Consider the following 25233-nt stretch of genomic DNA (forward strand, 5'->3'; position numbering starts at 1 on the left):
GAAACGAGAGAGGAAACAGAAAAAGAAGGGAAAGAAGAAACAGCAAAGGCGCCGGACCGGCCTGATGGCCAGCACGGCGCCTTTGCAAGGGGCTGTGGTCGGGACGTAGATGGCTACGTCATGGGCTTGCGCTTCAGCACTGGCTGTCCAGGCTATCGGCGGTGAAGTTCTTGGCGTCGGTGCGACTTACCGCACGCAGGCACACCGGGGTCCTGCTGGTGATCGCTCGATCGAGCAAGGCGTAGTCCATGCGCCGCATCTGCTCGGCCTGCATCCAGACGATGTTGCCCTTGCCGGTGTGCAGGCACACCGCCTCTTCCCCGCAGGGTTCGTACTTGGTGATCAGCGACATGAGGTTCTCGGGGGCTGAGGTTGTGGTGGGAGAGGACGTCACACCAGGGGCCGCGGGCGTGCCCTGCCCTGCCGCTGCCGCCTCCTGCTTCTTGGTTTGGGCTACCAGCGCCGCCCAGTCCTTGTTCTCCTCGCCCGGCAGGCAGTCCACCGCCTCACCCTTTTCGTTGCGGAAGGTCGAATAGCCCCTGGCGCTGAAGACACCCGGATTCTGTGTCTTCTGAACCCCCACCAGGCACACGGGCTGATTGCCCCGGTACGCCGCGCTGAATGCATTGCGACCTACCGCATCGACCTTGCTGGCATCGAGTTGGTAGTGAACGGCGTCCGAGTCGTTCAAGCTGTCACGACCTCGAAAGCAAATCAAGCCTCGGTCGAAGCAGCTTCCCTTGGCGTTGTCCGGCTCGCGCCAGTCCAGGATGTACACCACCTTGCGCCACTTGCCGGTGGCGGACAGGCGGTCGATCTCAGCCTGCTTCTTAGCGCTGGCCTCGGCCTCCTTGGCCTGGCGCTTGGCCTGCTCCTTGGTGAAGGCATCCGCCAGGACGAGGACGCGCATGTACGGCACCGTGCCGGAGACGTTGACGTTGGTGGAGACAAAGAAGCTGGACTTGCCCTCCTCCTTCTGCACCTGGTAGGTCAACGACTTGCGGATTGGATCGGACGACGCCTGGGGGCCACGATTCCAGCTCTGGAACTGGGCCACCTCCCCCTTAGCCCTCTGCAGCGGTGTGCCCTGTGGGTTGGTCAGCGCAGCAAAGGGGTTGAGAGAGTCGAGCGCGCTGGCGATCGGGTTGGTCATGGCTGCCATGTACTGGTTCATGGCCTGCACCTTGTCGGCGGACGCTTGCACGGTGAAGGTGACCTTGCAGCTTCGGATTTTGAGCTTGTCGTCGTAGGCGGTCACGCCGGGCGCTTCCAGCGCGATGGTGGCGATGTCCTTGCTCTTGACCTGCAGGTCCTTGAGATGGTCATCGTGAGCCTGGTGAACCATCTCGAGCAGCGAGTTGGTGACCTCGGCGTCGTTGCAAGCAGGTGCTTCAGGGCCGCAGCCTGCGAGGATCACAGAAGCGGACAGCACACTGGCGCAAGACCAACGGCAGAGACGCGCGCGTAATGTTTTGACCATAGGTTTTCTCCTTTACTTTCCGATAGCAGTAGCTCGCCTTGTCGAAGAGCGAGCAGCTTTAAATGATGTGTTTAAGTATCTTTTTTGGGCGAAGCTATGGTTGCGGGCTCGCCGGTCAGACAATTTCAGGAATTTCATAATGATATTCAAACACCGTGGTTTCAAACACATCTTTTTCCAACCATCGGTTGGATGCCAAGCCCGTCCTCCAAGAAGTCCCCGCGCACTTCTCTTCGATCGCTGTTCGCCCGCAATGTACGGATGGCCCGCATCGCCACGGAACTGTCTCAAGAACGACTGGCGTTTGAGTCCGGGCTGGACCGAACCTTTATCGGGAGCCTTGAGCAAGGCATCCGAAACATCTCGATCGACAACATCGAGCTGATTGCCCAAGCGTTGAAAATCCCTGCTCATGAGTTGCTCGACCCAAACTTGGCAGAACAGCGCGGATTTGATGCAACCCTCACAAGAGCACCGAGGTCGACGGCCCGCCCATCCCCGTCCTCGCGACGCAAGATGCGATAAGTCTCCACTCCGCTCAAGTTGCCCAGCCATAGTTAGTACTCCTCAGGCAACAAGAGCGTGGTCACACTTCGATCTGCCTCAGTGATCAACCAAATACGATCGTCCCCCGTCTGGAAGCGCGAGGGAGAGCGTGCCGAATTGCCTACCTCCTGGGGGGCCGACTGCAAAGGCAGTCGGTAGACCGACAGCAACCGAAAACCGTTCACCACGGCATCCTCGTTAGTCTGCACGTCCTCAGGATCGATTTCGCCCCAGTCGCCTGTGACATGCCGGGCCAACAGAGCGAACGGGTTGCTGTTGGTGACGTGCAGAAGCGCCAGCGCACCAGGCGTAGCAACAACGCGGCCCAGCGCAAAGCGCGGTGAGCTGCCGGGCTTGAGAAAGCGGCTCAGAAAGTCCTTCATTTGTATCTCCATGGGAAAGAAGCGCCCATGCGGCAGCCGCACCGGCCTCAAAAAGGCCAGGCGCAGCGGTCAGGAAAAGGCGCGGGGAACGAAACAAAAATGGCCGCCAGAACCAGCGGCAAAAGCGCTGGCTTGGCGGCCATCGAGGGCTACAGGCGGGACGCCTGCACACGGGCAGGCGCTTGCCTGGCTTGCGCCGGCAGGCCCCTAGCCCGTGAACAAATTATAGCCCAAACGCAGACTTTTTGTCTGATTTTGGACTATTTTTGACGCTTTTTTGGACGATTTTGGAGGGTTTTTGGAGCGCCTTTTGGCCTCCCCGCCCCTCTACTACTGCTCGTCCCAAAGAAGCAGGACACGCAAACCTGCCACCCTCTGGAGATGCGGTTAGCCAACAGAGAGGCGTGCCCACAAAAGCACGCAAGTAGCCGCCTCGGCTGCTTGGTTGCCTGTTGCTACGAGGTTTGCCCAGGCTTTTGCTAAGCTGGCTAGGTCTGTACCCGCAGCCCCCGAGGGCAGCGATTCAAAAAACGGGTATATCGAAGGGTACGCACCGAAAAATACAGCTTCAAAAAGCCAATAAAACCCTTTAAAAACAATAATTTAGCAAATTTCATGAAAATAGCCACCTGGAACGTCAACTCCCTCACCGCGCGACTGCAGCACGTGCTCGACTGGCTCATCGCCAACCCGGTCGACGTGCTGTGCCTGCAGGAGCTGAAGATGACGGATGACAAATTCCCGCTCGACGTGCTCAAGTCGGCCGGCTACGAGGCCGCGGTGTTCGGCCAGAAGACCTACAACGGCGTCGCGATCCTGAGCCTCGCTCCGGTGCGCGACGTGGTGAAGAACATCACCGGCTTCAGCGACGACCAGTCGCGAGTGATCGCGGCCACGGTGGAAACGCCCTCGGGCCCGCTGCGCGTGGTCAACGGCTACTTCGTCAACGGCCAGGCGCCAGGCACGGACAAGTTCGAATACAAGATGAAGTGGCTCGACGCCCTGCGCGACGCGCTGCGGCAGGAACTGGCGGCCAACCCGAACCTCGTGCTGCTGGGCGACTTCAACATCACGCCCGAGGACCGCGACAGCTTCGACCCCGTAGGCCTGAAGGAAACGATCCATCACACGACCGAAGAGCGCAACCACTTCAAGGCGCTGCTCGACCTGGGCCTGAAAGACAGCTTCCGCATGTTCGAGCAGCCCGAGAAGAGCTACTCGTGGTGGGACTACCGCATGCTGGGCTACCAGAAGAACCGCGGCCTGCGCATCGACCACATCCTGGTGAGCGAGCCGCTGGTGCCGCACGTGAAGGGCTGCGTCATCGACCGCGTGCCGCGCAAGTGGGAAAAGCCCAGCGACCACGCGCCGGTGGTGCTCGACCTGGACCAGGGTGCCTGAGGCCATGGCCGCGCGCAAACTGGCGCTGATAGCCGTCGCGCTGATGCTCTCGGCCTGCTCGCTGCTGAAGCCTGCCGACAAGGCCGCGGAAGGCGACAAGGGCACCGCGAGCCCACCCGCCGGCGAAACCGCCACGGACGGTCGCGAAGTGCCGACGGTGCGGCTCATCACCGCGCAGACGCCCGCGGTGCGCACCTACCGCAAGATCGGCGCGCGCCACATCTACAACAAGTACGCGAGCCGCATCTACAAGGGCAAGCTGCCGCCGCTGGTGTATGCGGTGGTGGTGGTGGAGACCGACATCGACGCGACGGGCAAGGTGGTCAACGTCACCTTCAGCCGCACGCCGAGCCACGCGCCGGAAGTGGCGCCGATGATCGCGGAGATGATCAAGGCCGCGTCTCCCCTGCCCAACCCGGGCAAGCTCGGAGGCCACACCTACGTGGACACCTGGCTCTGGGACCGCAGCGACAAGTTCCAGATCGACTCGCTGACCCAGGGGCAGAGAAGCCGCTGAAAGAGACCGGGAGAGACGGAAAAGAAAAAAGGCCCTGAAGGGCCTTTTTCATTCGATGCCGAGTTCCTGGATCTTCCGGGTGATGGTGTTGCGCCCGATACCCAGCTTCTGCGCGGCCTCGATGCGGCGGCCGCGCGTGTTGGCCAGCGCGGTGAGGATCAGCCTGGACTCGAAGCGGCGCGAGAGCACGTCCCACACGTCGGTGCGGCCGGCTGCCAGCAGGGCCTGGGCCTCGGCTTCCAGGCCGCCTTCCCAGCTGCTGACGGTACTCGCTGCGGGAGCATGAGCCTCGGCGTGTTCGGAAACGGCATGTACGGAGGGCACCGCCTCGCCGCCTGCAACCGGCAGTGACGGCGCAAGCTGTGCTGCGATGGGCGTCGACGCAACGACCGGCGCCTCGGCCACGGCATGCGCTTCGGCGCCAGCACCACCCGCGCCCGCGCTCGCCATCATCACTTCCGGCGGAAGGTCCTTCGCCTCGATCAGCTGGGCCGGCGCCATCACCGTGAGCCAGTGGCAGATGTTCTCCAGCTGGCGCACGTTGCCGGGGAAGTTGAAGGCCGCCAGCTTGGCGAGCGCCGCATCTGAGATGCGCTTGGGCTCGACGCCGAGCTGGCGCGCGCTCACCTGCAGGAAGTGGCGCGTGAGCGCGGGCACGTCCTCGCCGCGCTCGCGCAATGCGGGCAGGCGCAGGCGGATCACGTTGAGGCGGTGGAACAAGTCTTCGCGGAAACCGCCGAGCTTGACGCGCTGCTCCAGGTCCTGGTGGGTCGCCGCGATGACGCGCACGTTGGCCTTCACCGAGTTGTGGCCGCCGACGCGGTAGAAATGACCGTCGCTCAGCACGCGCAGCAGCCGCGTCTGCAGGTCGAAGGGCATGTCGCCGATTTCGTCGAGGAAGAGCGTGCCGCCCTCGGCCTGCTCGAAGCGGCCGCGGCGCATGGTCTGCGCGCCAGTGAAGGCGCCGCGCTCGTGGCCGAAGAGTTCGCTCTCCAGCAGGTCCTTGGGGATAGCGGCGGTATTGATGGCCACGAAGGGGCCGTTGGCGCGCGGCGAGTGCTTGTGCAGCGCGCGCGCCACCAGTTCCTTGCCCGAGCCCGACTCGCCGGTGATGAGCACCGTGACGTTGCTCTGCGAGAGCCGGCCGATGGCGCGGAACACGTCCTGCATGGCGGGCGCCTGGCCGAGCATCTCGGGCGCGGCGACCATGCGCTCTTCGGCCACTTCCTCGCGCTGGCTTTCATCGACGGCACGGCGGATGAGCTCGACCGCGCGCGGCAGGTCGAAGGGCTTGGGCAGGTATTCGAAGGCGCCGCCCTGGAAGGCCGAGACGGCGCTGTCGAGGTCGGAGAACGCCGTCATGATGATGACCGGCAGGCCCGGATGCAGCGCCTTGATCTTGTCGAGCAGGTCGAGCCCGGAACCGCCGGGCATGCGGATATCGCTCACCAGGACCTGGGGCGCCAGTTGGTCGTCGTCGGCGGCCTGCTCGAGTGCCGCCAGAACTTCGCGCGTGTTGGTGAAGCTGCGCGTGGGCAGGTCTTCGCGCAGCAGAGCCTTCTCGAGCACGAAGCGAATCGATTGGTCGTCATCAACTATCCAGATCGGCTTCATGCATCTCCTCTGTTGCCGGTGGCTGCGCTAGGGCAGCGGTATCAATATCTTGAAATCGGTTCGGCCCGGGACGCTGTCGCACTCGATCACGCCGTGATGCTGTTGCACAAAAGTCTGTGCGAGCGTCAATCCCAGCCCGGTCCCGCCTTCCCTGCCCGATACGAGCGGGTAGAAGATGCGGTCCTTGATCGTGTCCGGCACACCCGGTCCATTGTCGATTACATGCAATTCCAGTGCCAGTCGATACCACTGCTTGTTGAAGATCACCTGACGGGCCACCCGCGTCTTGAAAGTGATCTGCGCGTCACCGGCCGCGCGGCGCTCCGCCAGCGCCTGCGCCGCGTTGTGCGCGATGTTCAGCGTGGCCTGGATGAGCTGCTCGCGATCGCCGCGGAACTCGGGAATGGAAACGTCGAAGTCGCGCTCGATGTGCAGGTCGCGCGGAAACTCGGCAAGGATGACCGAGCGCACGCGCTCGCAGACTTCATGGATGTTGACGTCGCCCACCACATGCGGCCGGCGGTGCGGCGCCAGCAGCCGGTCGACCAGCGTCTGCAGCCGGTCGGCCTCGTGGATGATGACCTGGGTGTATTCGATGAGGTCGCGCGACTCGACTTCCATCTGCAACAGCTGCGCCGCACCGCGGATGCCGCCCAGCGGGTTCTTGATCTCGTGCGCGAGGTTGCGGATGAGCTCCTTGTTCGCCTGCGCCTGGTCGATGAGCCGCTCCTCGCGGTCCTGCCGCACCTGCTGCTCCAGCGGCGACATCTCGATGACGAGCTCGCCCTTCTTCTCGCCCTGCGCGAGCGAGACCTGCACCGGCATCAGCTCGTGGTTGACGCGGCGCAGGAAGGCTTCGTAGCGCAGCGTGGCGAAGTCGTTGCTGCTCACGCCGTCGATGGCCGTGCGCAGCACCTGCGGCTCGTGAAAGCACGCGCCGAACTGCGAGCCTTCGAGCGTGCGGCGCGAGGTGCCCAGCGCGTCCTCGAGTCCTGCATTGGCGAACAGCACCGAGCCCTTGCTGTCGACCACCGCGATCAGCGTGGACAACAGGTCGAAGGACTGGAAGCGCGAATTGGCGCCGGCCGCCTTCTTCCCGAACACCATGGCGACGACTACTGCTGGTTCGGCTGCTTGGCCGGCAGGCGACCGATCTCGCGGCGGATGCCGGCGATGTCGCTCTCGTTGCGCGCCAGCTCGGCCTTCATCTCGGCGACGCGGTCCAGGTACTTCTGGTAGTTGCGCCCTTCGCTGCCCTGCTTCTCGGGCTCGCCGTTGTTGTATTCCTTCTGCAGCTCGGCCTGCCGCGCCTCGGCCTTCTTCAGCTCGGCCTCGAGCACCGAGCGCGCCTCGCCGTCACGGGCACGCTGGTCCACGCCTTCAACGCGCGGGCTACCTGCCGGCGAACGCGCCGCGGACGAACCGCCCGACGAAGAAGAAGCGGAGCCGCCGCCCGAAGTCTTCGTGCCCTGCACGACGGTGACGTTGCCGCCTTCCATGATCTTGCAGCCCTTCTGCTGCGCGATGGTGGCGTTGTTCGTGTACTCGTTGCCGCAACGCCAGACGCGCTCCTGCGCGAGCGCCGACAACGCGACCAATGAACCAGCCAGGAAAATGAGGGAAGCAGTCTTCATGTGTATCGGTGGAGGGCGGCAACAGGAATGCATTTTCGTGCAATTCGACGCGAATAGTGACCAGATGTTCCCCCCAACAAAAAAGGACGGCCCAGCCGTCCTTCGTAATCCATCAGGCTTACACCCGCCCCGGGCCCCTTCGGGGATACCGCGGAACCGGCTTCGCCGGGCCGCAGGTATCGCCCCCCGGAAGGGGGTTGGCGAAGCGACACGAAGTGCGCGCAGCCTGGGGGCGAACCAATTACAACGAGTAGTACATGTCGAACTCGACCGGATGGGTCGCCATGCGGAAGCGCGTGACTTCCTGCATCTTCAGTTCGATGTAAGCGTCGATGTAGGCATCGGTGAACACGCCGCCCTTGGTCAGGAACGCACGGTCCTTGTCCAGATATTCCAGGGCCTGGTCGAGGCTGTGGCAGACGGTCGGGATCAGCGCGTCTTCTTCCGGCGGCAGGTGGTACAGGTCCTTGCTGGCGGCTTCGCCCGGATGGATCTTGTTTTCCACGCCGTCCAGGCCGGCCATCAGCAGCGCGGCGAAGCCCAGGTACGGGTTCATCAGCGGATCGGGGAAGCGCGCTTCGACGCGGCGGCCCTTCGGGTTGGCCACGAACGGGATGCGGATCGAGGCCGAGCGATTCTTGGCCGAGTAGGCCAGCTTCACCGGGGCTTCGAAGCCGGGCACCAGGCGCTTGTAGCTGTTGGTGCCGGGGTTCGTGATGGCGTTCAGGGCACGTGCGTGCTTGATGATGCCGCCGATGTAGTGCAGGGCGAAGTCCGAGAGGCCTGCGTAGCCGTCGCCGGCGAACAGGTTCTTGCCGTCCTTCCAGACCGACTGGTGCACGTGCATGCCGGAGCCGTTGTCGCCGACGATGGGCTTGGGCATGAAGGTGGCGGTCTTGCCGTAGGCGTGGGCCACGTTGTGGATCACGTACTTCTGCAGCTGGACCCAGTCGGCGCGCTGCACCAGCGTGCTGAACTTGGTGCCGAGTTCCATCTGGCCGGCGTTGGCCACTTCATGGTGATGCACTTCGACCGGGATGCCGAGCGATTCGAGCACCAGGCACATTTCCGAGCGCATGTCCTGGAAGCTGTCGACCGGGGGAACCGGGAAGTAGCCGCCCTTGACTGCCGGACGGTGGCCGGTGTTGCCGTGCTCGAACTCCTTGTCGGTGTTCCACGAGGCTTCTTCGGATTCGATCTTCACGAAGCAGCCCGACATGTCGTTCTTCCAGCGCACGCCGTCGAAGACGAAGAATTCGGGTTCCGGACCGAAGTAGGCGGTGTCGCCCAGGCCCGATGCCTTCATGTAGGCCTCTGCGCGCTTGGCGAGCGAACGCGGATCGCGCTCATAGGCCTTGCCGTCGGCGGGGTCGATCACGTCGCAGGTCAGGATCAGCGTCGTTTCTTCGAAGAAGGGGTCGATGTTGGCGGTGTTCGGGTCGGGCATGAGCTGCATGTCCGAAGCTTCGATCCCCTTCCAGCCGGCGATGGACGAGCCGTCGAATGCGTGGCCCGAGGTGAATTTGTCTTCGTCGAAAGCCGAGACCGGCACGGTCACGTGCTGCTCTTTGCCGCGGGTATCGGTGAAGCGGAAGTCGACGAACTTGACCTCGTTTTCCTTGACGAGCTTGAGTACATCGGCGACGGTCTTTGCCATCAGTTTCTCCTGAGTTGGATGGTGGTTAGGAATACAGGGACGTGGGATGCAGTTTCTGTGCCATTGTCACCTCATCGGATGAGGCTTCCGTGGCCGCCGCGAAACCCAAATGAAGGCGGAAAATCACTATTTTGGTGCATTGATTTTTATCGCACCAATTCAGGGCCAAGCTTGGCGTCAAAAGTGTGCAGGCCTTCGATCAGCTGGGCGTAGGCGGCATCGAGCCGGCCGGGCTCGCCCTTGACGCCCAGCTCGATATGCCGGCCGTACGTGGGGTGGTCGACGCTGGGCAGGCTGAAAACCTTGATGCCGGCGTGGGTGGCCTCGATGGCTTCCATGAGCGGTGTCAGCGTGGCCTCCATGGCACCGAAAACGATCACGGACTTCTCGGCGACGGCGTTGCTGGCGAACAGCCCGGCGTAGCGGCCGTCGAGCACCGATTCGATCATCGGCCAGGCCATGACGGGGAAACCTGGCACGAAATGCACGTCGCCCACGCTGAAGCCCGGGATCTTGTTGTAGGGGTTGTAGATGAGCGTGGCGCCCTGCGGAAACACGCCCATGTTGAGCCGGTGCACATTGTCAGCCCGGTCGGGCTCATAGGGCAGGCCCTGCTCGCGCGCGGTGTCCTGCATGCGCTCGCGGATCAGCAGCTCGGCCTCTGGGTGCAGCGCCAGCGGCACGCCGAGCGCCTTGGCCGCGCACTGGCGGGTGTGATCGTCGGGCGTGGCGCCAATGCCGCCGGTCGAGAAGACGACGTCGCCCGAAGCGAAGGCGCGCTGCAGCGCCGCGGTGATGCGCCCGGGCTCGTCGCCCACGTATTCGGCCCAGCCGAGCTGCAGGCCGCGCGCGGCGAGCAGCTCGATGACCTTGGCCATGTGCTTGTCGGCACGCTTGCCGGAGAGGATCTCGTCGCCGACGACGATGAGACCGAATGTGCGAGTCATGGAGAACCCCATTGGGAAAGAGCGGCCTTGCTAGCTTCGTCGGCCTCGATGGCGGCGGGCGCGCCGCCTGCGAGCGATGCCTCCGCCGCGGCGCGGCGGGCACGCAGCTGCGCGAGCGCGTCGAGGCAATAGTGGGCGAACCAGAGCGCCGAGAAGGCGAAAACCAGTGTGTAGATCCAGATGGCGATCGGCACCAGCACGAAGAAGGCGGCGGCGAACAGCAGGCCCGAAGCCCAGACGATGCTGGGCGCGGCACCAAGGTAGCCGCAGAGCACGCCGATGCACAGCAGCGGCACCCGGTGCGCGCGGATGAGCGCGGCACGTTCCTCGGGGCTGGCGTGCTCAGCCAGCGCGTCGAAGCTCATCACGCGGTAGGTGAGCCAGCCCCAGATCAGCGGCGGCAGTATCAGCACCAGCGGCGGAATGAGCCACAGCGGCATCGACACCACCAGCGCGATCACCGCCAGCACGGTGGCGCCGAGGGAGCGCGCCACGCTGCCGAAGAACGAAGCGCCCTTCTTCTGCTCGAGCCCCGGAAAACGCCGCTCGCTCACCAGCCTGGTCAGCGCGGGCGCCATGAAGCCGGCGACGATCAGCAGGCAGATCACCACGATCACCGGCGTGGCGGCGAACACCACGACCAGCGATGCCAGCGCGGAAGTGATGTCGCCGGAGAAAAGACGGCCGATCCAGGCCCAGAAGCTCGACAGCAGCGGCCAGGCGTCGAGCGCGCCGCGCGTCCAGGCCACGGCTGCGTCCCAGTAGAAGTAGCCCAGCGCCGCGGCCAGCACGATCATCAGCCCCAGCGGGAGCAACGACAGCACGATCACGCGCGGCAGCATGCAGTAGGCGACCGCGCGCCAGAAGGAGTCGAGGAGCAGGCGCATGAGGCAGCGAGGATAACGCCTCGGGCGAGCCCTTCAGGGCGGGGTGCCCCTCAACCGCGACCGACCATTCGCTTCAGGCCGAGCCACTGCTGGGCCCAGAAGCCGCGGCCGTATTCGCGCACGCTGCCGTCGGCGCGCGGCTCGACCTGGTCGCGGATGCCGGTCGGGTCGTAGCGGTCCTCGAAGTTGGCGGTGCGAAAGAGCATGTCCCACCACGGCAGCAGCACGCCGAAGTTGTGGCCACCGAGGGTGCTGGCGCCCTTCGATTCATGGCCCAGCCCGATGCTGTGGTGCAGCCGGTGGAAGCGCGGGCTGATCCACAGCCGCTCGCCGATGGCGCCGAAGCTCAGCCGCAGGTTGGCGTGCTGCAGGCTCTCGCTGAGCTGGGTGAAGGCGACGAATGCGATGAACTGCCCGGGCGCCACGCCGATGAGCTGCGCCACGATGACGATCAGCGCGTCGTGCACGATGTCGTCGAGCAGGTGGTTGCGGTCGTCGCTCCACATCGTCATCTGGCGCTGCGAGTGGTGCAGCGAATGCAGGCCCCACCACCAGTTGAACTGGTGCTGGCCGCGGTGGATCCAGTAGCCGACGAAGTCGAGCACGACCAGGTAAATGGCGAAGGCGACCACCGGCACGTCGGTCACGCCGGGCCATACTTCGTCGAGGTGGAAGGTGCCCCACCCCGCCGTGCGCAGCGCGCCCATGGCGTCGTCGAAGAAGGGCTGCAGCGTGAAGAACATCGCCAGCCGGAACAGCCCGAGCCGGTGGATCAGCGTGTAGAGCACGTCGATGCGGATCGCGTGGCGGTCGACCACCGGCTCCACCGAGCGCCAGCGCTGCAGCGGCCCGATGATGGCCAGCAGCACCAGGATCTGAATTACGCCCACCAGCAGCCAGCCGGTGGCGTCGAAGGCGTCTTCGGTCCAGCCGCCCAGGCCCACGGCGTAGACGAGCGGCTGCACGGCGGTTTCGAAGAACCAGCCCTGCATGGCGGAAAAGGCGTCTGTCAGCCAGTCGATCACGATCAGGAAAACTCGTCGTTCAGTCGTTCAGGGATGGGAGGCGATCCAGGCCTTGAAGTCCGGATGCTGGCGCAAGGTGCGGAAGCAGAAGCCCTTGGCCTTCAGGCCGACGATCAGCGGCTCCAGGTTGGCCGGCGCCCACGGGTCCTTGCGCGACCAGATACCCAGGTGCGCGAGCAGGATGTCGCCGGGGCGGATGGTGTCCAGCGCCTGTGTCAGCAGCTTCGCGTTGCTGAATTTCTCGCTCGGCAGCTCGTCGCCGAGGAAGCCGGCGCTCGCCCAGCCCACGTACTTGTAGCCGCAGCCTTCGGCCGTTGCCAGCAGCGCGGGCGAGGTCTTGCCGCCCGGCGCGCGGTAAAGCGGCAACGGCTTCTTGCCGGTGACCGCCGCCAGCCGGTCGGAGGCCTTCTTGATGTTGGCGCAGTACTCGGCCGCGCTCCAGGTCGATTCCTTGCCGTTCTGCGGGCCGGCCGAGGGCTTGATGCGGAAGGCGGGCGGCGTGCCCTTCACGTCGGCGCGCCAGTAGGCGTGGTCGTACGTGTGGGAGCCGAATTCGTTGCCCTCGGCCGCCCTCGCCTTCCACCACGGCGCCCAGTGGTCGTCGAGGCTGTCGCCGTCGGTCTGGGTGCGCTCGGCGGCGGCGAAGAAGGTGACGCGAACGTCTTGCCGCTTGAGCACGTCGGCCACCAGCGGGGCGATGCCCATGTGGCCGGTGTCGAAGGTCAGGTAGACGGGCTTTTCGCAGGCGGCTGGCTCCTGCGCCGCCCAGGCGCCGGGCGACAGCGCCGCCGCCAGGGCGACCATGGATGCGGCGACGGCCAGGCCGGTGCGCCTAGATGCGCTTGGCATGGTCCAGGGTCCACACGCCGTGCGGCGAACGGCCGACGTTGACCTGGCGCACGACCTTGTTGCTGGCCAGGTCGACCACGCTGAGCTTCTTGGCCCAGCGCGAAGTCACGTAGAGCGTCTTGCCGTCGGCCGAAACATCCATGCAGTCTGGGCCGCCGGGCACCGGATAGGTGGCGATCACCTTCAGCGTCGCCAGGTCGATGCGGCTGATGGTGTTGGCCACGCGGTTGCTCACGAACACGCTCTTGCCGTCGCCGGCCGAGCGGAAGGCGTGGGCGCCCTTGCCGGTGGGAATCTTGCCAACCAGCTTGGGCTCGGCGCCGGCCACGTCGAACACCTGCACGCCGTCGCTGCCGGTGAGGCCCACGAGCAGCGTCTTGTCGTTGTGCACGCCGAAGATGTCGGCCGGCATGGCGCCGGTGGTGGTGCGCCACTTGATGGTCTGCGTGGGCAGGTCGACGGCGATCATCTCGTCGCTGTCCTGCATCGTCACGTAGGCGATGGTGCTGGTGTTGTCGATCCAGATGTGGCTGGGAGTCTTGCCGCTGGCGATGCGCTTGGCCAGCTTCAGGTCCTTGCCGTCCCAGCGGTAAACGTCGACGTGGTTCAGCCGGTTGCCGGCCGTGACGAACCACTTCATGTCGCGCGAGAACTGCAGCTGGTACGGATCGATGATGCCGTAGACCACGCGCTGCACTTCCGCCGTACGGGGGTTCAGGAAGGTCAGCGAGTCGCCCGCCGAATTGGCCACGATGACCGACTTCTCGTCGGGCGTCATGTAGATGTGGTGCGGCTCCTTGCCGGTGGGAATGCGCAGCTTTTCCGTCCAGTCGACGGGATTGATCACGCTCACGTTCGCGTCCAGCGAGTTGAGCACGAAGATCGGAGGGGGTTCTGGCGCTGCGGCGGCGGTATGGGCCGCGAAGGCCGTCATGCAGGCAAGCAGGAAAGCCGCGAGGCGGCCGTTCGGTCGGGCAGGAAGTCGCAAGGGAAGGTTCCGGGAGAGAGTTCGGAATGTTAACGGCCGGCCCTTAAGACTGGCTGACCGGAAGCGTGCCCTTTTCCCCCATTTCCCAGCGTTTTCCTCGCGTTTTTCCCTTCTATTTCAACGCCTTGGCAGGTTTGGCGGGCGCGCGCAGGCCCGCCACCTCGTCGGCGGTCAGCCAGCGCCACTGCCCGGGCGCGAGCCCGGCGGGCAGCGCCAGCTCGCCGATGCGCGAACGGTGCAGCCCCTCCACCCGGTTGCCGACCGCCGCCAGCATGCGCTTGACCTGGTGGTACTTGCCCTCGGTGAGGGTGAGCCGCAGGTGCAGCGGGCCGTCGGACTCGCAGGCGGCGGCGCGCACCGGCTTCGGATCGTCGTCGAGCACCACACCGGCCAGCAGTTTCGCGATCTGCGCCTCGTCCACGGGGTGCTTCGCCGTCACCTCGTAGACCTTGGGCACATGGTGCTTGGGCGACCCCATCTTGTGGATGAACTGGCCGTCGTCGGTCAGGAGCAGCAGGCCGGTGGTGTCCTGGTCGAGCCGGCCGATGGCCTGAACGCCCTGCACCGCGCCCTTGTTGGGCCGCAGCCGCAGCGGCGACGGCAGCAGCGTGTAGATGCTCGGGTAGGTCGATGGCTTCTGCGAGCACTCGGTGCCGGCGGGCTTGTGCAGCATCAGGTAGGCCTTCTCGTGGTACTCCCACGGGGTGCCCTGGACGATGTAGTGGAGTCCTTCGGGTTCCAGGTCGGCGAACGGGTCGTCCACCACCTCGCCGCCGACGCTCACGTGGCCTTGCTGGACCAGCCCCGCGCACACGCGGCGCGTGCCGAAGCCCTGGGTATAGAGGATGTCTTGCAGATGCATGGGAAAAGAAAAAAGCGGCCGCCCCGCCAAGGGTACGGCCGCCTTCGAGTTTGCCGCAGGATCAGTAGCCTGCCGCCAGGCCGGTGTTGCGGCGCGGGTCGTTGGCGCCGTAGAAGCGGTTGTTGCCCACCGGCTTGCCGCCCAGCGAAGGCGCGCCGACGATGATCGCCGCCAGGTGGTTGGCCGGCTGCGGCACGCCCAGGTTGTGGCCCATGTCGGCCAGGATCTTGCGCGTGTCGGGGCTCAACGCGTAGGCCTCGACGTTGGTCACGTCAGGCAGCCACTGCTGGTGGAAACGCGGCGCGTCGACGGCTTCCTGCACGTTCATGCCGTAGTCGATGGCGTTGATCATGGTCAGCATCACCGCGGTGATGATGCGGCTGCCGCCCGGCGTGCCGACCACCATCACCGGCTTGCCGTCCTTGGACACGATGGTCGGGCTCATCGAGCTCAGCGGGCGCTTGCCCGGCTCGATCTTGTTGGCCTCGCCCTGCACCAGGCCGTAGAGGTTGGGCACGCCCACCTTGGAGGTGAAGTCGTCCATCTCGTCGTTCAGCAGCACGCCGGTCTTGGCGGCCGTGACCTTGGCGCCGAACCAGTCGTTCAGCGTGTAGGTCACCGAGACCGCGTTGCCCCACTTGTCGGCGATCGAGTAGTGGGTGGTGTTGCTGCCTTCGTGCGGCGCGACGCCGGGCTTGATGTCCTTGGAGACGCCGGCCTTCTTCGGATCGATGACGGCACGGATCTTCTCGGCGTAGCCCTTGTCGAGCAGGCGCTCGAGCGGGTTCTTAACGAAGTCCGGGTCGCCCAGGTAGCTGTTGCGGTCCACGTAGGCGTGGCGCATGGCCTCGATCTGGTAGTGCACGGCCTGCGCCGAGTGGTAGCCCAGGTCCTTGAGCGGGTAGCCCTCGAGGATGTTGAGCATCTCGCAGATGATCACGCCACCCGAACTCGGCGGGGGCGCCGACACCACGCGGTAGCCGCGGTAGTCGCATTCCACCGGAGCCATTTCGCGCGTCTTGTACTGGTCGAGGTCGGCCTGCGTGATCAGGCCCTTGCCGGCCTGGCTCGACGCCACGATGGCACTGCCGACCCAGCCCTTGTAGAAGCCGTCGGTGCCCTTGGTGCTGATCTCGCGCAGCGTCCTGGCCAGGTCTTTCTGCACCAGCTTGTCGCCCACCTTGTAGGGCTCGCCCTTGTTCAGGAAGATGGCGGCCGAGGCCGGGTCTTCCTTGAAGTCGGCCGTGGCGGTGGCGAGCAGGTCGATGTCGCCTTGCTGCAGCGCGAAGCCCTTGTCGGCCAGCTGGATCGACGGGGCGAGCAGGTCGCCGCGCTTCATGGTGCCGTACTTCTCGCGCGCGTATTCCATGCCCGAGACGCTGCCCGGCACGCCCACGGCAAGGTGGCCCTTGGTGCTCAGGCCCTTGATGACGTTGCCGTCCTTGTCGAGGTACATGTTGGCCGTGGCAGCCAGCGGCGCCTTCTCGCGGAAGTCGAGGAAGGTCTTGCGGCCATCGGCCAGCTGCACGGTCATGAAGCCGCCGCCGCCGAGGTTACCGGCCGCGGGGTAGACCACCGCCAGCGCGTAGCCCACGGCCACCGCCGCGTCGACCGCATTGCCGCCGCGCTTGAGCACGTCGACACCGACCTTGGTGGCCAGGTGCTGGGCACTCACGACCATGCCGTTCTCGGCCGCGACGGGCGCCACCGACGCGGCATTCGACGCGCCGGCCGCGGCCAGCGCGAGCACCGCCGCTACGGCACCCCTCAGCTTGGGAGTCCAGTGGATTTGTTGCATGTAGAAGTCTCCTCTAGAGCGTGTTGAAGAATCTGTTGTGTGTTCGTCTCGCCGGTCGGGTCAGGCCGTGAGCAGCGCCTTGCGGCGCAGGGCATCGAGCGCAATCGCGACCTGCTGGCGCGCGAACTCCCTGACAGCCGCCGGCTCGGTCAGCGGCTTGTCGTCCTTGACGAAGCGCAGCCGGTCGCTGCGCACCTCGGCTTCGAGATGCTCGGCCAGCGCCTCGTGCGAATGGGTGCCGTCGAGCAGCGGCAGCAGGCTGCGTTCGAGCAGCGACACCGTCACGTGCTCGTGCCACTGGTTGCACGTGCTGGCCGCGACGCTGGCGCCCGCCACCAGGGCCACCGAGCCCCGCACCGCGGACAGCGCCTGCGGCAGGCTGGAAACCGTTTCGGCCGTGAGCACCGGCGAGCGCCTGAAGCGCAAGGCGCCGAGGATCAGCAGCTCCTCGGCCATGGCCATCACAGCCGGCTCGACCGCCGCCACAGGCTGCCCCAGCAGCCCGGCCACGGCCTCGATGAGCGCTCCGGCGGACATCGAGGCCGGATAGCGCATGTCGAGCAGATGCGCCACCGCCTTGTGCACCGGCAGCCGCATCGTGACCTTGAGGCCGCGCTGCGCATTGCAGGGTTGCTCGCGCGCGTCGAGGGCGAGCGCGGTGCCGTCCTCGGTCTTGAAGATGCCGGCGAGTTCGAGCTGGCGGATGCGCGCGGGCTGCAGCTTGTAGCGGATGTCCGTGGCGTGCGACTGCCCCACCAGCAGCGTCTGGCGGAACGTGCGATTGACCAGGAAGTCGAGGTACTGCTCCATGAGCACCTGGCTGCCGCCGCATTCGCGCAGCAGCGGATCGCGCACCTTCTCGCCGTAGTTCTGCACGAACATCGTCGACGGCTCGGCGTCGCAGAGGTAGGCCAGGCCACGAGCCTGCGCGCGCGCGACGAATTCCTTGAAGTAGCACGGCGCGTTGCAGGGCTCGAGGAACTCGTGCAGCAGGTAGGAACTGTTGGCGTTGCGCACGATGGGCATCGCCTCTTCGAGCGTCTTCTTGAGCACGCTGTCGGCGCGGGCCGACTGCTCGAGGAAGTCGAGCATGCCGCGGGCATAGGAGAGCTTCTCTTCGGGCGTGTCGCGGGGGCCGCCGCGCAGGATCATCGCGTCGCGCACGATCTCGCGGGCCTTCCAGCCGGGGTACACGTTGTAGCTGACATAGGCCACGCCGTTCGGCGCGAGGTTCTCGCTGCAGATGCGCAGGATCGCGTCCTGCACCGGGCCCGGCACCCAGCTGTAGACACCGTGGCAGACGATGTAGTCGAACTGGCCGAACGAGGCATCGATGTCCGCAAGATTGAAGACCTTGAGCTCGATGTTCGAGAGCCCCGCACGCGCGATGGCGGCCACGCCCTGCGCCACCTGTACCGTCGACAGGTCGACACCGACCGCGCGCGCCTCGGGATGGCGTGCCGCGAAGGGAATCAGGTTGCCGCCGGCGGCGCAGCCGAGTTCCAGCACGCGAGCCTTTGCGGGGGGAGGAACGTCGAGACCGAAGAGAAAGGCCAACCCTTCCAGATGCTCCATCGCCGATTGCGGGAACGGATGCGAGTCGTAGGGCACCGTGTCGTAGTAGCTGGTCAACTCGGAAGTCAGGGAATCCGGCACGGGCGTCCTTTTCGGGATCTGGGCGGGTAGCAGGAGGCAGAGACGACTGCAATGTGACAGTGCTGGCCGACTATAGCCGTGCGTCCGGGCAAAAAGAAGCGCAGCCATGCTGGGCTTCACGACAACAGGCCGTCGCGCAATAAAAAAAGCCCGGCCGTGTGGCCGGGCGTGAAAAGCCTATCTGCTTGGCATTGCATCAAGGCCCCCGCACAGGTTGACCAGCGGGGGACGGTTTACCCGTCAAGGAGAAACTGGGATGGGTGGAACATTCGGCCGGACGGGCGACCGGGCGGAGCCAGTCTGCCGCGGCATCTTCCGGCCACATGGCGCGCAGGCGCGCATCTCGCCACAGGCCCCGCGCGACGTCCTCCAGCTCGAGGGCGTCCACGGTATGCCACTGCTGCTGCAGCCGATGCGCGCAAGCGGCGATCCAGAGCGTGGCGGGCATGTTTTCCATGGGCATAGTTTACTGTATATTCATACAGTCTTTTCAGCAAGGATGCCCACAATGTCTCCGACCGAAGAAACGACCTCCCCGCCTTCACCAAACCACGCGCTCAAGGAAGCGCTCGCCTGGATCTCGAAATTCGCGCACGCATGGAAGGCCATCGAGCCATCGCCGAGAAGCCTCAGCATCGACGGCTTCATCATCTGGGGCCCGGTGCTCTACGAGAAGCACAAGGGCGAAGACCCGGTGCAGCTGGCGCGGCAATTGTTCGGCCAGTCCGGCGAGTACTTCAAGTACCTCTACCCCGGGCGCGGGCGCAGCTCCAACGATCCACGGTCTTAGAATGCCGCGATGAATTGGCGCACACTGCTTCCGCTTGCCCTGGTCCTCGTCGCCGGCTGCTCGACTCCCCCCAACGAGGTGACGCAAGTCCGGGAAGGCGTGCTGCGTGCCATGACCTACGTCCAGGCCTCGGACTACTGCGATGCGCGCGACAAGACGCCGCGCTGGCTCGGCAAGGCTCCGGCGGAACAGGGCGTGCTGTTCCAGTGCTACTGACGCACCCTGGCGAAGCCATCGCCGTGCATTGCGGCGAGCGCGGCGCATAGCTCCAGGCACCTGTCCTACGTTCGCGGGCAAATCCCGGCAGAAGACGTGTTCCTGCCCCTCATCAACAATTTGCTGACAAATAAAATCTGTGAGCAACAAAGATGAGCATCAAGGAGATTTGCGAGCTGCACGGACTCGATCTCGAAAGAGGAAGTCGCGTCCTGTGTGATGGCAGATTGGGCACGGTGGCTGGCGCATCCGGCCCGTTCCTGCGGGTAAGGTTCGACGGGAACCAGATCAGCAGCCCTTGCGATCCGCTTGAAGTGCAGCCTCTAGACCAGGGTGCCGCGAGGGCAGCCCAACCCTTTGATCAGGGCTCGGTGACATCCGCGTAGTCGTTCATGGTCGAATCGGCCACTCCCTTCGAGCCGCCAGCTATGCTGCAGTGGACTTGAACACGAGGGAGATCACATGCAACAGAGCCAACCGACCGTGCGCGCTGGCGACGTCCTCCGCACCAGCCCGTTTCACGTCTACGTCGCGCCCTTTGGCATTCTCTCGCTGGCCGTCTGGGGTTTGTGGTCGGTTGCGACTGTGGCTGCGCCAGCGCCGCATCGAAGTGTTCGCGGATCGCGTTGTCGTCCGTGGTGCGCTGGTCAATACGGAAGTGCCGATTCAGGGCGTGATCGCGGTAACGCAGCGCTATGACATGCACGCGCTGAGTTCCTCTCTGCGGCTCGAGTATCACGCCGAGACCCGTACACGCAAGATCTCGGGCTGGCTCGTCAGCTCGCGCGCCCTGGAAGCGCTGGCCAGCTACATCGCCGCGCGCAATCAGGTCTTGCAGCCGACGATTCAAGGCGAGTTGCACTGAGGTGATGATGCCGCGCGGCGGCAGGCACAGGCCTGTGCCGCGCGCCTCACGGCGCTGGGGTCTACCGATGGGCTCGCGCTTCGCGGCGGTCTTGCTCAGCCAGGTACGGGTCACCGCTTCGAAGGTGTTCGCTGCCTCGAGTTTGATCCGTTCCTTCTCAACCTTCCGGACCTCTCCTGGATCCTCCCCTCGAGATATCAACTTCAAGGATCCATGCGGGTTTTGGCGTACCCTTCGATTCCTGTCGATTCTTAGACCAACCCCAGCACGCCTCGGACCGTGTCCTCGTCCGTGACTAGCACGTTCGCGTAGTCACCCCGGATCATCGATGCGATCGCTTCGATCTTCTCGAGCCCGCCGCCCACGCAAATGCGCATCGGCACCTCCAAGAAGTCCTCCCGCGGCATGACGATGTGCCGGTCGTCGACCTCGGTGAGTACGGCACGACCTTCTCGATCGAAGAAGTAACCCGAGACAAATCCGACGGCACCGCGCTCGCGATATTCATCGAGTATCTGCGTCGACATGAAGCCGCTGTCGTTAAGCAGCGTCTCGCTGCCGACGTTGGTCACGCCGAACAGCGTCATGCTGCACGAGCGCAGCAATCGGAAGTGCTGCTCCAGGATAGGCTCGCGCATCAACAACGTCTTCATATTCGCGCTCGACACGATGCCCGGTGCATGCAGGTTGACCGATCGGGCATTGACCTTGACCGCGATATTCGAGGTACAGAGTTCGGGCGAGAAGTCGTAGGTCGCGATGGAGCTGCCGGTGATCTGCGCGATCGTCGCTCCTGGCAGATCCTGCTGCGTCATCTGCTGCGACAGCGCCATCACCGTGCGCCCCCAGGCCACACCCAGCACGCTGTCGTTCCTAAGCCGCCGCTCAAGCAGGCGCGCGCCGAAGCGCGCGATGCGCATTGACAGCGGGCCGTCGCTGCCCTGGCTCGGAATGACAAAGCACTCTTCGATACCAGTCCGTTCGCGGAATTCTTTGGCCAGGTGCAGCAGTTCCATGCGCTGCAGGTCGATCTTCACGCTGACGACACCGTCGTCCCGCGCTTTCTGCAGCAGGTTGAAGACAGAGGCGCGCGAGATGCCGAACTGGTTGGCGATCTGCTCCTGCTTCAGTCCTTCTTCGTAATAGAGCCATGCGGCCGACAAGACGGGATCCAGCGCGAACTGGATCGCGCTGATGACTGGCTCGCTACGTCTCGTCTCCGCAGTTCCAGGCGCAATCCTTGGCATGGCGATCCTCCGTTGACAAGCCTTCGATTATGGGAGCACGACCCTAGGCCCTCACGACAGGCCTCTTCGCGGATACCGGAAATCTGGCATTTGCCACACTAGGCAAAAACCCTCGTGACGTTTGCCAGGCATCACAAAATAATGCCAACCAAGCTGAAGTTCTTACCGAAAGGCAAAGCAGTCATGGTCATGGCAATGTCCGAAATGTTCAGGGTCGAGCCGCGCTGGAGCCGGCTGATCGACGACGTCACCGCAGGAAACTGGATCAGTCCTGACACAGGCCGACCCGCCACCGTGCCTTTCGGCCGCATCGTGATCGCCCGCAGTCTGGCGGGCGCCGAGGCGCAGCTCGTGCGTGCTGCGATGCCCGCCTCCACCTATGCAGTGGTGTGCGATCCCAACACCTGGGAAGTACAGGGCCGCGCGGTCGCCGACGCGCTGGGCGACGGCACCATCGTGGTGGTGCTCGACGCGCCGCATGCCGACGAGAACCAGGTCGATGACCTGCGCGAGAGGGTGCGCGAGGCCGATGCAGTGGTGGCCGTCGGCTCCGGCACCATCAACGACCTGTGCAAGTACGTGACGGCGAGGGACGGCCGGCCCTACTGCGTGTTCGGCACCGCGCCGTCGATGAACGGCTACACCTCGACCACGGCCTCTATCACCTTGCGCTCGGGCCTGAAGACCACGCAGGCGGCACACGGCGCGCGTGGCGTATTCATCGACCTCAACGTGAACAGCAGCGCGCCGGCCTATCTGATCGCCTCGGGCTTCGGTGACGCCATCTGCCGTGGCACCGCACAGGTCGATTGGTACCTGTCGCATAGGCTGTTCGGTACCGCCTATCAGGGTGCGCCGTTTGTGCTGCAGGCCGATGACGAAGCCGAGCTGCTGCGGCGTTCGAGCGGCGTTGGCGCACGGGACCCCGAGGCCATCGGCTACCTGCACCGGCTGCTGACGTTGGGTGGTTTCGGCATCGCGATGGCCGGCATGAGCCACCCTGGCTCGATGGGAGAGCACACCATCTCGCACTGGATCGACAGCTTCGCGGGCGACCGCCATCCGGGCACCGTGCATGGGCAACAGGTCGGTTTGGCATCGATCACGATGGCGCGGCTGCAGGAGCGGTTGCTCGCCGAGACACGTGCGCCACGGATCCGCCCGACCGTCATCGACGAGGAAGGCATGCGCCGCCGCTACCCGGCGGCGGCGATCTCGGGCTGCCTGACGGCGAGCCGTCGCAAGGCGATCAATGAGGCCGACTGCGCCGACTTCAACGCGAAGTTGGCTCAGCTGTGGCCCGGCCTACGCGAAGAACTCTCCGCAATGCTGGTCCCATCGGCCACGCTGGCGCAGCACCTGCGCGCGGCCGGCGGCGGGACCACAGCGGCCGAACTGGGCATGGACGTGGGGCTCTACCGCGATGCGGTGCGCTACGGCCGCGAGATCCGCGACCGCTATTCCTTTCTCGACCTGGCCGCCGACATGGGCGTGCTGGACGACTTCGCGCGCGAGGAGTGCTGAGCATGCGTCCCGTCTCACAGATCCCCACCGACCGGCTGGCAGAGATCCACACGGTCTTCACCGACATCGACGACACGCTCACGCTGGAAGGCCGCCTGCCCGCCGAGGCATACCTGGCGCTACAGCGACTGAGCGAAATCGGCATCGACGTGGTGCCCATCACCGGCCGGCCAGCCGGGTGGTGCGACATGATCGCGCGGTTGTGGCCGGTGAAGGGCATCGTCGGAGAAAACGGCGCCTTCTATTTCAGCTACCGCAAGGAAACCCGCAAGCTGGTACAGCGCTTCGTGGCGGGTGCCGAGGAACGGCGCGTCAACAGGCTCAAGCTTGACGCGCTGCAGGCGCGCATCCTGCGCGAGGTGCCAGGTACGGGCATCGCGTCGGACCAGCTCTACCGCGAGGCCGACCTGGCGATCGACGTCTGCGAGGATGTCGATCCGCTGCCCAACGAGGCCGTTGATCGGGTGCTCGCGATCTTCGCCGAGTCGGGCGCGGTGGCCAAATTGTCTTCCATCCACGTCAATGGCTGGTTCGGCCAGTACGACAAGTTGTCGATGACCCGCCTGTTCGCCGACGACGTGCTGGGCCTGGACCTCGAGGCCGAGAAGGCGCGCATGCTGTTTGTGGGCGACAGCCCCAACGACAGTCCGATGTTCGCCTACTTCCCGTACTCGTGCGGCGTGGCCAACATCCGCGCCTACGAGCACGCCGGCATTGCGTTGCCGGCCTTCGTCGCCGAGGGCCGCGGAGGCACAGGCTTCGTCGAGATCGCCGAGCGCTTGCTGACGGCCAAGGCGGTGCGCGCATGACCGGGGTCTACGACATTGCCATCGTCGGTGGCGGCATCAACGGGTGCGGTATCGCGCGCGATGCCGCAGGCCGCGGGCTCAAGGTGTTCCTTTGTGAGAGCGACGACCTCGCCAGCGCCACCTCGTCGGCCTCGACCAAGCTGCTGCATGGCGGGCTGCGTTATCTGGAGCACCGCGAGTTTCGGTTGGTGCGCGAGGCGCTGAAGGAGCGAGAAGTGCTGTGGAACATCGCGCCGCACATCGTGCGCCCGCTGCGCTTTGTGTTGCCGCACGCCAGGGGAATGCGGCCCAAGTGGCTGCTGCGCACGGGCCTCTTCATCTACGACCATCTCGGTGGCCGGGAAGCGCTGCCCGGCACGCTGCCGGTAGGCCTGTCGAGCGGCCCGCTGTCGCAGGGGCTGCGGCCAGCTTTTCGCACGGGCTTCGAGTACTCGGACTGCTGGGTCGAGGACGCGCGGCTGGTGGTGCTCAACGCCATCGACGCGCGGCGACACGGCGCCGAAATTCGGACCCGTACGCGCTGCGTCTCGGCAAAAGCGGCCGACGGCCTATGGACTTTGCGGACTCGCGCCACGGTGCCCGGCTCGGACGACACCCGGGAGGAGGCTGTGCGCTGCCGCATCCTCGTCAATGCCGCCGGGCCTTGGGCCTCCGAGGTGGCGAACAAGGTGGCAGGCCGGCCACCGAAAGGCCGCGTGCGACTGGTGCAGGGCTCCCACATCGTGGTGAAGAAACTCTACGACCACGATCGCTGCTTCATCTTCCAGAATGACGATGGCCGCATCGTGTTCACCATTCCGTACGAGGACCACTTCACGCTGATCGGTACCACCGATCGCGACTATGACGGCTCACTGGAACGGGTGCAGGCGTCGCCCGGGGAAGTCGCGTACCTGTGCCGCGTGGCAAGCGCACATTTCAGCCGAGCGGTCGTGCCGGCGGACGTGGCGTGGAGCTATTCAGGCGTACGCCCCCTGTATGACGACGGTGCTTCCGCGGCACAGGCAGCGACGCGCGACTACACGCTCGAACTCGATACCGAGGGTGGTGCGCCGCTGCTGTCGGTGTTCGGAGGAAAGATCACGACCTACCGGCGCCTGGCCGAGGCCGTCATTTCGCGGCTTGAGCCTCACGTGAGCGTCCAGCAGCGGGAGCAGTTGGTACGGCGCCGCGGCTGGACCGGCCGACAGTCGCTGCCCGGAGGCAACTTCACGCCGCAGGAATTCACGACGCAAGCGGCACGCCTGCGCGCCGACTTTCCGTTCCTGAGCGCACAGCAGGCGACGCGGATGACGCGCTACTACGGTACCGATGCGCGCGGCTTTCTTGAGGGTGCGCGCTCCGCTGAGGCGCTCGGCGAAGACTTCGGCGCGGGCCTCACCGAGGCGGAGTTGAACTATCTGCAGCAAAACGAATGGGTGCGCACTGCGCAAGACGTGCTCTGGCGACGCAGCAAGCTGGGGCTCCATATGACGGCCGAAGAACGTCAACGTGTTGCCAATTACCTTGAGGCGAACGAGGCAGCAACCTGCGATTGA

25 protein-coding genes are annotated in these 25233 nt (G+C 65.1%); 9 read left to right on the forward strand and 16 right to left on the reverse strand.

Going from position 1 to position 25233, the window contains the following annotated elements; all coding sequences use genetic code 11:
- Positions 1–133 precede the first annotated feature (133 nt).
- Positions 134–1480 (reverse strand): hypothetical protein, encoded by a 1347-nt coding sequence (locus tag AC1VNX_RS23870; protein ID WP_483160113.1) that lies wholly within the window; start codon positions 1478–1480, stop codon positions 134–136.
- Positions 1481–1741: 261 nt separating this feature from the next.
- On the opposite strand from AC1VNX_RS23870, the gene AC1VNX_RS23875 reads away from it, so the two are divergent.
- The gene (locus AC1VNX_RS23875) at positions 1742–2005 is read left to right on the forward strand and encodes a helix-turn-helix domain-containing protein (protein ID WP_483160114.1); all 264 of its coding nucleotides are present in this window, start codon (positions 1742–1744) and stop codon (positions 2003–2005) included.
- 32 nt (positions 2006–2037) lie between these two features.
- Here AC1VNX_RS23875 and AC1VNX_RS23880 read toward each other — a convergent pair whose 3' ends face one another.
- The gene (locus AC1VNX_RS23880) at positions 2038–2409 is read right to left on the reverse strand and encodes a type I restriction endonuclease subunit M (RefSeq protein ID WP_483160116.1); all 372 of its coding nucleotides are present in this window, start codon (positions 2407–2409) and stop codon (positions 2038–2040) included.
- A 615-nt stretch (positions 2410–3024) separates the two neighbouring features.
- Between AC1VNX_RS23880 and xth the strand changes: the two genes are divergently transcribed.
- Positions 3025–3810: an exodeoxyribonuclease III gene (xth, locus tag AC1VNX_RS23885; protein WP_483160118.1), complete on the forward strand. Its 786-nt coding sequence runs from the start codon at positions 3025–3027 to the stop codon at positions 3808–3810.
- A 4-nt stretch (positions 3811–3814) separates the two neighbouring features.
- A complete protein-coding gene (locus tag AC1VNX_RS23890) occupies positions 3815–4327 on the forward strand; it encodes a hypothetical protein (RefSeq protein WP_483160120.1) in 513 nt (170 codons plus the stop codon).
- 48 nt (positions 4328–4375) lie between these two features.
- Here the strand turns inward: AC1VNX_RS23890 and ntrC are convergent, their stop codons facing one another.
- The 13 genes from ntrC to AC1VNX_RS23955 form a co-directional block, all read right to left on the reverse strand.
- Complete coding sequence (ntrC, locus tag AC1VNX_RS23895) at positions 4376–5941, reverse strand: nitrogen regulation protein NR(I) (RefSeq protein WP_483160122.1); 1566 nt, start codon at positions 5939–5941, stop codon at positions 4376–4378.
- Between the two features lie 27 nt (positions 5942–5968).
- The gene (glnL, locus tag AC1VNX_RS23900; protein ID WP_483160125.1) at positions 5969–7048 is read right to left on the reverse strand and encodes a nitrogen regulation protein NR(II); all 1080 of its coding nucleotides are present in this window, start codon (positions 7046–7048) and stop codon (positions 5969–5971) included.
- 8 nt (positions 7049–7056) lie between these two features.
- Positions 7057–7575 carry a hypothetical protein gene (locus tag AC1VNX_RS23905; protein ID WP_483160127.1) on the reverse strand — a complete coding sequence of 173 codons (519 nt, stop codon included), beginning with the start codon at positions 7573–7575 and terminating at the stop codon, positions 7057–7059.
- 241 nt (positions 7576–7816) lie between these two features.
- A complete protein-coding gene (gene glnA / locus AC1VNX_RS23910) occupies positions 7817–9232 on the reverse strand; it encodes a type I glutamate--ammonia ligase (protein ID WP_093199113.1) in 1416 nt (471 codons plus the stop codon).
- 146 nt (positions 9233–9378) lie between these two features.
- Complete coding sequence (locus AC1VNX_RS23915; RefSeq protein WP_483160130.1) at positions 9379–10179, reverse strand: competence/damage-inducible protein A; 801 nt, start codon at positions 10177–10179, stop codon at positions 9379–9381.
- Positions 10176–11066: an EI24 domain-containing protein gene (locus AC1VNX_RS23920; RefSeq protein WP_301512126.1), complete on the reverse strand. Its 891-nt coding sequence runs from the start codon at positions 11064–11066 to the stop codon at positions 10176–10178. Before AC1VNX_RS23920 ends, AC1VNX_RS23915 begins: the two co-directional genes overlap by 4 nt.
- A gap of 50 nt (positions 11067–11116) precedes the next feature.
- Positions 11117–12091, reverse strand: coding sequence for a sterol desaturase family protein (locus tag AC1VNX_RS23925; protein WP_483160132.1), 975 nt, complete (start codon positions 12089–12091; stop codon positions 11117–11119).
- 27 nt (positions 12092–12118) lie between these two features.
- Positions 12119–12940: a polysaccharide deacetylase family protein gene (locus AC1VNX_RS23930; protein ID WP_483160134.1), complete on the reverse strand. Its 822-nt coding sequence runs from the start codon at positions 12938–12940 to the stop codon at positions 12119–12121.
- Positions 12924–13928, reverse strand: a complete 1005-nt coding sequence (locus AC1VNX_RS23935; protein ID WP_483160136.1) for a YncE family protein — start codon at positions 13926–13928, stop codon at positions 12924–12926. The genes AC1VNX_RS23930 and AC1VNX_RS23935 overlap by 17 nt, the downstream gene beginning before the upstream one ends.
- Before the next feature lie 112 nt (positions 13929–14040).
- Positions 14041–14790 carry a pseudouridine synthase gene (locus AC1VNX_RS23940; protein WP_483160137.1) on the reverse strand — a complete coding sequence of 250 codons (750 nt, stop codon included), beginning with the start codon at positions 14788–14790 and terminating at the stop codon, positions 14041–14043.
- Positions 14791–14851: 61 nt separating this feature from the next.
- Positions 14852–16588 carry a gamma-glutamyltransferase gene (ggt, locus tag AC1VNX_RS23945; protein WP_483160138.1) on the reverse strand — a complete coding sequence of 579 codons (1737 nt, stop codon included), beginning with the start codon at positions 16586–16588 and terminating at the stop codon, positions 14852–14854.
- 60 nt (positions 16589–16648) lie between these two features.
- Entirely contained in the window at positions 16649–18244 is a 1596-nt protein-coding gene (locus AC1VNX_RS23950) for a class I SAM-dependent methyltransferase (RefSeq protein ID WP_483160139.1), read from the reverse strand.
- A 196-nt stretch (positions 18245–18440) separates the two neighbouring features.
- A complete protein-coding gene (locus AC1VNX_RS23955) occupies positions 18441–18701 on the reverse strand; it encodes a hypothetical protein (protein ID WP_483160140.1) in 261 nt (86 codons plus the stop codon).
- A gap of 51 nt (positions 18702–18752) precedes the next feature.
- Here AC1VNX_RS23955 and AC1VNX_RS23960 point away from each other — a divergent pair, with 51 nt between their 5' ends.
- The 3 genes from AC1VNX_RS23960 (at position 18753) to AC1VNX_RS23970 (ending at position 20115) form a co-directional block, all read left to right on the forward strand.
- Complete coding sequence (locus AC1VNX_RS23960; RefSeq protein WP_483160141.1) at positions 18753–19034, forward strand: hypothetical protein; 282 nt, start codon at positions 18753–18755, stop codon at positions 19032–19034.
- Between the two features lie 9 nt (positions 19035–19043).
- Positions 19044–19250, forward strand: a complete 207-nt coding sequence (locus AC1VNX_RS23965) for a hypothetical protein (RefSeq protein WP_483160142.1) — start codon at positions 19044–19046, stop codon at positions 19248–19250.
- Between the two features lie 577 nt (positions 19251–19827).
- Positions 19828–20115, forward strand: coding sequence for a hypothetical protein (locus AC1VNX_RS23970; protein WP_483160143.1), 288 nt, complete (start codon positions 19828–19830; stop codon positions 20113–20115).
- 251 nt (positions 20116–20366) lie between these two features.
- Here AC1VNX_RS23970 and AC1VNX_RS23975 read toward each other — a convergent pair whose 3' ends face one another.
- Positions 20367–21362: a sugar-binding transcriptional regulator gene (locus AC1VNX_RS23975; RefSeq protein ID WP_483160144.1), complete on the reverse strand. Its 996-nt coding sequence runs from the start codon at positions 21360–21362 to the stop codon at positions 20367–20369.
- A gap of 189 nt (positions 21363–21551) precedes the next feature.
- On the opposite strand from AC1VNX_RS23975, the gene AC1VNX_RS23980 reads away from it, so the two are divergent.
- Genes AC1VNX_RS23980 through glpD form a run of 3 tightly spaced genes read left to right on the forward strand, consistent with a single transcriptional unit; the run spans position 21552 to position 25233 of the window.
- On the forward strand, positions 21552–22886 hold the full coding sequence (locus AC1VNX_RS23980) for a sn-glycerol-1-phosphate dehydrogenase (protein WP_483160145.1): 1335 nt from the start codon (positions 21552–21554) through the stop codon (positions 22884–22886).
- Between the two features lie 2 nt (positions 22887–22888).
- Complete coding sequence (locus tag AC1VNX_RS23985; protein ID WP_483160146.1) at positions 22889–23695, forward strand: HAD-IIB family hydrolase; 807 nt, start codon at positions 22889–22891, stop codon at positions 23693–23695.
- Entirely contained in the window at positions 23692–25233 is a 1542-nt protein-coding gene (gene glpD / locus AC1VNX_RS23990; protein WP_483160147.1) for a glycerol-3-phosphate dehydrogenase, read from the forward strand. The genes AC1VNX_RS23985 and glpD overlap by 4 nt, the downstream gene beginning before the upstream one ends.

This window comes from Variovorax sp. TLI9-5A (genome assembly GCF_056867935.1).